Source organism: Porticoccus sp. (assembly GCA_023261185.1).
Classification (GTDB): Bacteria; Pseudomonadota; Gammaproteobacteria; order Pseudomonadales; family Porticoccaceae; genus Porticoccus; species Porticoccus litoralis.
In genome coordinates this window covers 1-4275 of sequence record JALRJN010000113.1, presented here as the reverse complement: position 1 = coordinate 4275, position 4275 = coordinate 1, and the positions used below count along the sequence as shown (strand labels likewise).

The following is a 4275-nucleotide window of genomic DNA, read 5'->3' as shown; positions in this document are numbered from 1 at the left end:
CAAGGCATATATGAACGTTTATTCCCACCAGGAGCTGGAAGACATTGTTGCTTTCTATGACTCTCCAGCAGGAAAAAAGATGCTAGAGAAAACTCCGGAGTTAAATACTGCCATATTGAAAGTGGCTGAAGGTTATGTCATGAGAATACAGCCAGAGGTCTTAAAGCTGCAGTAAGAACTAAAAGTGAAGCTCAGTGCTTATCAATAGCTTAACAAGGCAAGACAGTAAGGTCGCTTCTTGTCGAGGTACGCATAAGTGCACCCCCTCCCTCTCGGAAGCTTTTACATTCAATGAGAATTAATGAATTCCTAGAACAGGTCGTTGAGGTGCTTAATCGCCTGATAAAAGAGAAAGAAACAGATTCAATTTGGTTGGTAGGCTCTCGTGCAAACGGAACTGAGCACACAGATTCGGATTGGGATTTCATAGTTTTTGTTAGCAATCAGCTATCGGAACGTACTGCACGTCATAGTCAGGTCGATATTATTCGAGTGGACCGAAGTGGGAATTACTTGTTAGAAGGTCAACCTATGGAACTCTCGGGACAATTTAAAACTTGGCAATGGCGTCAAATAGAACCTGGTCGATCAGTGTATACGGTCCGAGTAATTCCTGAGTGTGGAGGGGAAGGATTATTCGATAATGAAAAAATTAGGTTTGTTGAACTTCGAGGGATATATGTTTGGCGGCGAAATACATAACCAGTTACTCCAGTACATTACGGGCCTGAAGTTCCAGAACCGAATCGTCTTAATGCTGCGCTTTATTGTGAGTGTTGAATTTTGGCATTAATTCTAAGGTTTAACGCTTTGGTGGTTATTGCTGTATAAGGAAATAGAGCACCCAAGAGGATTGACTCAAAACGGCTTCTGGCCGTTTTGTCCCCTTTGGGGCTGCGCCGCGATGCGGCTTGGTCCAAACGCTGACGCGTTTGTCGAACCTCTTACCGGTTCGAACGCTTTTGGGCGTATCAAACAAAGAACCCGGCGCAAGGCCGGGTTTTTTGTTTGAAATGGCGCACCCGAGAGGATTCGAACCTCTGACCTCTGCCTCCGGAGGGCAGCGCTCTATCCAGCTGAGCTACGGGTGCTTTAGAATGCGCCTTGTTGTGGCGGCATTAAATCATCAAGTCGTTACTGCTGTGATTTCCAGTGTTGCTGTCCTGAGTTTGAGTACAGGTGAAGAAGGCCTTTTTGGCAACTTCATTTTCTGGAAACTACACTTGAACTGCGTGTCTTCAGTAAGTGCGAAGCGGCAGACGTTGCTTGAGAGGGCGCAATGATATAGCGTCCTCCGCTATTAGTCTATTGAATGGCTGACGTGACATGCAGCCCTATTCCGCCAAATATTCAGGCGGCGAACATAAAAAAGAGTGGCCGGTCGGCCCTGTCTGTTTAAGGAGTTCTGCGTTAGTGAAAGCGGGGTTAGTGATATCTGCCTTGGTCTGGTTAATGTTGTCAGGTTGTGCCCAGGTGCAGCCTCAGGGGCCAACATCTCAGCAGGCTGAAAGCCCGGCTGTTTCGGGCGAAAGCCCCCCGGTAGAGTCCGTATCTCCCCCGGACCAGGTGTGCCCGTTGCCACCGCCATGCACCTTGGCCGAGCCTGTGGAGTGCCCGCCTCCGAAAGTGATTGAGAAAGTGGTGTATAAGACTCCACCCCCTGCAAAGACCGGGGGTGAGCTCAATCTGCCGATCATCGGTGAGGTGGAAGACGTGATGGTTGAACCGCCCGGCATGATTCTGGAGGCCCGCATCGATACCGGAGCCGAGTCTTCTTCCATGCACGCGGAAAATATCCACATGGTCGAGCGGGACGGTATTAGTTACGTGCGCTTTACGGTGCTGGACCCGAAAACCAACAAACAGGTAGAGATGGAGCGCAAGCGCCAGAGAACGGTGCGAATCAAACGCCAGACCGGCGACTTTGAACGACGCTACGTGATCAAACTATGGCTCTCCATGGGTAATATCAAGGAAATGGTCGAGGTGACACTGACGGACCGCTCAGACTTCGAGTTCCCGCTGCTGATTGGCCGCAACCTGCTGACGGATACCGCTATCGTCGATGTCAGCCGTAAACACACACTGAAGTGACCCCTATGTCATCGAGAATGCAAATTACCCTGGTTGCCGGAATCCTTATTGCCATTGGCCTGGGGCTGACCCTGTACAAGCGTTTTGAGCTGGGTTTCCCCCTGTTGCCGGGTGAGCGTCAGGATGTGTGGACGCTGGAATCGAAAATTACCTTCAGTCCCACTGCGGGGCCGGTGGAAATTTCCATGGCTTTACCTGAGCAGCGGGCCGGTTGGATTCTGCTGGATGAGCACTACGCTTCTTCCGGGTTCGGGTTTTCTATCGATCGTGCCGCCGATGGCAGTCGTCAGGCAAAGTGGACCCGCCAGTCTCTGGATCGGCCTACCACGCTTTACTACAAACTGCAGACCTATCGGGCGGATGAGTTTGGCCTCGGCGCAAGTCCGGTGCCCGACATTGTGTTGCCTGAACTGGCCGATGACCGTCGCGCCGCGATGACCCGGGTGGTTGCCAACCTGAGAGAGCGTTCATCCGGCCCAGTCAGTTTTACTTCCCTGTTACTTCAGCAGCTGGTGAACGACAACATGGATCAGGATGCGGCCTTCCTGTTTGCCGACTACGAAGCAGGTCGCTTCGGGGTGATCATGGATGTACTGGCATTCGCAGGGATTCCGGCGCAGCGGGTGAAGGGTGTGTTTCTTGAAGACGGGCGTAGACGTCAGCAAATGTCGACGCTGGTGGAAGTATTTGATGGTGGCCGCTGGTACCTGTTCAACCCACGCACAGCACAGCCGGGTTTGCCGGATAATTTCTTTGTCTGGGAGCGGGGTGAACGTTTCATTCTGGATATCATCGGCGGTAAAAGTTCGCAGCTGGAATTTGCCCTAGTAAAAAATACCCTACCGGTAAAGACCGTGCTTTCCATGGAGCAGGAGTCGAGTGACAAGCTGATGCTCGACTTTTCCATTTATGCCCTGCCTGTGGAACAGCAGGGCATGTTCAAGGGATTACTGTTGATTCCTGTCGGTGCGCTGGTGGTGGTGATCATGCGGGTTCTGGTGGGAATTCGCACATCCGGAACCTTTATGCCTATTCTGATCGCACTGGCGTTTATCCAGACGACGCTGCTCACGGGTTTGTTTATTTTCCTGCTGGTGGTTGGTGCCGGCCTGTGGATACGCTCCTATCTATCCCATCTCAACCTGTTGTTGGTGGCGCGGATCACGGCGGTGGTGATTCTGGTCATCCTGCTGATGGCCGCCCTGAGTATTGTCAGCTACAAGCTGGGCTACAACCAGGCACTCACGGTCACCTTCCTGCCCACCATTATTCTTTCCTGGACCATTGAACGCATGTCTATTCTCTGGGAAGAGGAGGGTCCACGCGAAGTGCTGATTCAGGGCGGTGGCAGTCTGCTGGCGGCGGTGTTGGCTTACCTGGTAATGACCGTGGAGCTGATCGAGCACCTGACCTTTAATTTTCCGGAGCTGATGATCGCGTTGCTCGGCGTGGTCCTGTTGCTGGGTAAATACACCGGTTACAGGCTGACCGAACTGTACCGGTTTCGCTACCTGAGGAAAGACTGGCAGTGAAACTGTTTATCTCTCCACGGGAGTTGCGCGAGCACGGCGTTCTCGGCATGAACAGCCGCAATGTTGAATTTATCGGCCGCCGTAATCCCCGTCGCCTGTTTCCCCTAGTGGATAACAAACTGAAGACGAAACGCATTGCCCAGGAGCACGGCCTGACCGTGCCAGAGCTGTACGGTGTGGTGGAAATTCAGCATGAGATCCAGTTTCTGGAAAAAATGCTGGAGGGGTTGCAGCGTTTTGTGATCAAGCCTGTGCAAGGCAGTGGCGGCAAGGGGATTCTGGTGATTTCCGAGCGTGATGGCCTGTTGTTTACCAAGTCCTCCGGGGCGGTGCTTGGCCTCCGGGACATCAAGCGCCATACCTCCAATATTCTGAGCGGCCTCTACAGTCTGGGGGGTAAGCCGGATGTGGCGATGATTGAAGATATGATCATTTTTGATCCGGTGCTCAGTCATTACAGCTACGAAGGCGTACCCGACATTCGTGTGATTGTGTATCGAGGTTTCCCGGTGATGGCAATGATCCGCTGTGCCACCCACGAATCAGATGGCAAGGCCAACTTGCACCAGGGTGCCGTGGGCGTCGGGCTGGATATTGAAACGGGCCACAGCGTGTGCGCGGTACAGAACAACATCAAGGTCAACCGGCA

At 52.5% G+C, this 4275-nt stretch carries 6 protein-coding genes and 1 tRNA gene; 6 read left to right on the top strand and 1 reads right to left on the bottom strand.

The window, feature by feature from the left end; all coding sequences use genetic code 11:
- Nucleotides 1–10 precede the first annotated feature (10 nt).
- Both ACYZYZ_RS10590 and ACYZYZ_RS10585 read left to right on the top strand, forming a co-directional pair.
- Nucleotides 11–175, top strand: a complete 165-nt coding sequence (locus ACYZYZ_RS10590; RefSeq protein ID WP_461484226.1) for a DUF2059 domain-containing protein — start codon at nt 11–13, stop codon at nt 173–175.
- A 116-nt stretch (nt 176–291) separates the two neighbouring features.
- A complete protein-coding gene (locus ACYZYZ_RS10585; RefSeq protein ID WP_461484225.1) occupies nt 292–702 on the top strand; it encodes a nucleotidyltransferase family protein in 411 nt (136 codons plus the stop codon).
- Between the two features lie 312 nt (nt 703–1014).
- Here the strand turns inward: ACYZYZ_RS10585 and ACYZYZ_RS10580 are convergent.
- Nucleotides 1015–1091, bottom strand: a tRNA-Arg gene (locus ACYZYZ_RS10580).
- Nucleotides 1092–1097: 6 nt separating this feature from the next.
- Here ACYZYZ_RS10580 and ACYZYZ_RS10575 point away from each other — a divergent pair.
- The 4 genes from ACYZYZ_RS10575 to ACYZYZ_RS10560 form a co-directional block, all read left to right on the top strand.
- Nucleotides 1098–1283, top strand: coding sequence for a hypothetical protein (locus ACYZYZ_RS10575; protein WP_461484224.1), 186 nt, complete (start codon nt 1098–1100; stop codon nt 1281–1283).
- Nucleotides 1284–1413: 130 nt separating this feature from the next.
- On the top strand, nt 1414–2094 hold the full coding sequence (locus ACYZYZ_RS10570; RefSeq protein ID WP_305171128.1) for an ATP-dependent zinc protease family protein: 681 nt from the start codon (nt 1414–1416) through the stop codon (nt 2092–2094).
- 5 nt (nt 2095–2099) lie between these two features.
- The gene (locus ACYZYZ_RS10565; RefSeq protein WP_461484223.1) at nt 2100–3626 is read left to right on the top strand and encodes an inactive transglutaminase family protein; all 1527 of its coding nucleotides are present in this window, start codon (nt 2100–2102) and stop codon (nt 3624–3626) included.
- Nucleotides 3623–4275: sugar-transfer associated ATP-grasp domain-containing protein (locus tag ACYZYZ_RS10560; protein ID WP_461484222.1), on the top strand; the 653-nt coding region annotated here is incomplete at its 3' end. The genes ACYZYZ_RS10565 and ACYZYZ_RS10560, both read left to right, overlap by 4 nt.